Annotated in this window: 2 protein-coding genes; one reads left to right on the top strand and one right to left on the bottom strand. The window is 61.4% G+C overall.

What is annotated here, in order from left to right:
- Positions 1-1,793, top strand: a 1,793-nt coding sequence (locus tag QOC89_RS08550; protein WP_323044624.1) for a xanthine dehydrogenase family protein molybdopterin-binding subunit, incomplete at its 5' end; no start/stop codon positions are given.
- Here QOC89_RS08550 and QOC89_RS08545 read toward each other — a convergent pair.
- Positions 1,781-2,248, bottom strand: a complete 468-nt coding sequence (locus QOC89_RS08545) for a phosphate-starvation-inducible protein PsiE (RefSeq protein ID WP_323044623.1) — start codon at positions 2,246-2,248, stop codon at positions 1,781-1,783. The two genes, QOC89_RS08550 and QOC89_RS08545, sit on opposite strands and share 13 nt — an antisense overlap.
- Positions 2,249-2,596 lie beyond the last annotated feature (348 nt).

Below are 2,596 nucleotides of genomic sequence, written 5' to 3'. Positions count from 1 at the left end.
TCGGCGCTACCATCGCGGTCAACCGGATCGACGCTCTCCCGCTCGAGCCACGCGGCTGCATCGGCGGCTTTGCAGACGGACTGTTCACGCTACACGTCTCGACTCAACGGGTACAGATCATTCAGCGCGCGTTGGCGGACCGTGTCTTCAAGGTGCCGCGTGAGCGCATCCGCGTCGTCGCGCCGGATACCGGCGGCGGCTTTGGCCAGAAGAACGGCCTCTACCCTGAATATGTCCTGTGCCTTGAATCTGCACGCCGCCTTGGAAGGCCGGTGAAATGGATCCCCGAACGCGGCGAAACCCTGAGTGCCGGCTGTCATGCGAGGGACAATTTATTCTCGGTGACCGCCGCCATCGACGCGACGGGGCGGATGACCGCGATCGAAGCCGTCCGCCGCATGAACATGGGCGCTTACACGTCGTCGAGGACAATGGTCCCGGTCCAGAACGGGCTCACGCATCTGACGGGGGTCTATGGTGTCCAGGCCGCCCACGTTCGCGTCGAAGGCGTCCTGACAAACACCGCACCTACCTGCTCCTATCGCGGCGCGGGGCGCCCGGAAAATGTCTATGCCTGCGAGCGCCTCGTCGACATGATCGCTCGCCGGATCGGACAGGATCCGATTGCTTTCCGCCGTGCCAATCTGGTGCGGGGATCGCGGATGCCATGGATCTCGCCGCTCGGGACGCGATTCGATCGGCACGACTTTGAGCAACTGCTCGATAGCGCCTTGAAACATATCGATCATGAGGGCTTTGCCGAACGGCGGGCGCAATCGGCCGGATCGGATCGGCTGCGCGGCTTCGGCGTCTGCCTGTTCGCCGAAGATCTCCACGGCTCGCACGAACCAATCGGAGCACGCCTCGAGTGGAACGGAGAGCGACTTGACCTCATCGTCGGAACCGGCTCGGCCGGCCATAGCCATGAAACGACATTTCTGCAGGTCGCCGCGGATGCACTCGCAATGCCGATGGAACGTCTCGGATTCCGGCAATCCGACACGGCGCGGATGGCCGAGGGTGTTGGCACGGCGGCCTCATGGTCGACCACACTCTGCGGATCTTCGGTAAAACTCGCGGCCGAGGCCGCGGTCGAACGGGGGCGCGATATTGCAGGCAGAATGCTTGAAGCATCTTCCGGGGACATTTCGTTCGATGAAGGCCTGTTCCGGATTGCCGGTACCGACCGCAGCGTAACCTGGGACCAGGTGTTCGCTGCCGAGCCGGATTTTAGTGTCAGCGGCTGCTTCGATGGCCTGGGACAGAATGTACCGGCCGCGTGCCACGTCTGTGAGGTCGAGGTGGACCGCAAGACCGGCGCCTGCACGATAGCGGCGTATGCGATCGCCCAGGATTCCGGCAACGTCATCAACCCAAGGATATTCGAGGGCCAGCTTCACGGCGGCACGGCCCAGGGCATCGGGCAGAGCTGGTTCGAACAGATCGTCTACGATCCGGCGAGCGGACAATTGTTGACGGGATCACTGACCGACTATGCGGTGCCGCGTGCGTCGGACCTGCCGTCGATAGCCACCTGTATCCGGCCGACAACGGCCGATGACAATCCACTCGGTGTCAAAGGGGTTGGCGAGGCCGCGGCAACCGGTGCGCCCGCCGCTTTCGCCAACGCGGTGCTCGACGCGCTTTGGCCGCTCGGGATTGTGCACATCGATCCGCCGTTGGCGTCCGAAACAATTTGGCAAGCGATCAGGAACGCCGGCGCTCCGGCGACCGACGCGTCAGGCGTCGCCACTGGACTGGCGCGGCCCTCGCCAGGCCATCAGGCTTCGTGACGCGACCTGTCGGACAGATCGTCTTTTTGAGATGCGAACCGCAGAATCAGTACAGCAAACGACAGAACCAGAATTGCCCCTGTCACGATGAGAAGATCTTTCCCGGTCTTGTGCTCGGCGCCCCCGATCTCGATCAGGACCCGGCCCAGCGCTGTCATCGCGATATAAATCAGGTAGCGAACCGGAAGCCTTGTCGTCTTGAAATAGATTCCGATCATCGCGCCGATTTCAAGATAGATGAACAGAAGAAGGATGTCCGAGAGTTCAGCGCGTCCCCTAGCTATCATGCTGATGAAAGCGGCAACAGCCGACCACACGGTCGTCGCGCCTATCGCGAAGAGCGCCAAGTAGTGAAATCCATCGACCAGCAATATGCCGACCGCGTCCGCGATCGACTTCATTTGGCGATGAAGCTTTGCTGCTGTTGAAGTCAAGTTGCTTTCCGCGTCGGGCATCCGAAGGCTCCTCCGAAGTCACCGGGACGTGCCCGATACGCTGCGCAGCAACTTTGCAGATCCGCACCGTGGCAGCCCTCGCATAAATCGAACATGATTGAGCCAAAACCAGTAGGCGCCCAACATTTACAGGTCAATTCGCCGCTCTGTCAAAACTGACAGGCCTCAGGTGAACGTGGTCTCTCAGGAGTGAGAAGTGCAAGCAACCCGCTCCGCAAATGTTTACAAGCCTTCGTGATGGCTTCGCGGTCAGGATGTGCCCGGGCGCCGGCGCGCTCTAAGAGATAGAAAAATACAGTCTCTGGAAGGAGCCTGATAGCGCGGCAGGCATCACGCGGGTGGCTCACG

Origin of the sequence: Paraburkholderia sp. (assembly GCF_034668105.1) — a bacterium.
Lineage (GTDB): Bacteria > Pseudomonadota > Gammaproteobacteria > Burkholderiales > Burkholderiaceae > Paraburkholderia.
This window is presented reverse-complemented; position numbering and strand designations above follow the sequence as displayed.

Bases quoted from the DNA above. Each gene is read 5' to 3' on its own strand.
- QOC89_RS08545 (WP_323044623.1), bottom strand. From the start codon at position 2,248: ATGCCCGACGCGGAAAGCAACTTGACTTCAACAGCAGCAAAGCTTCAT.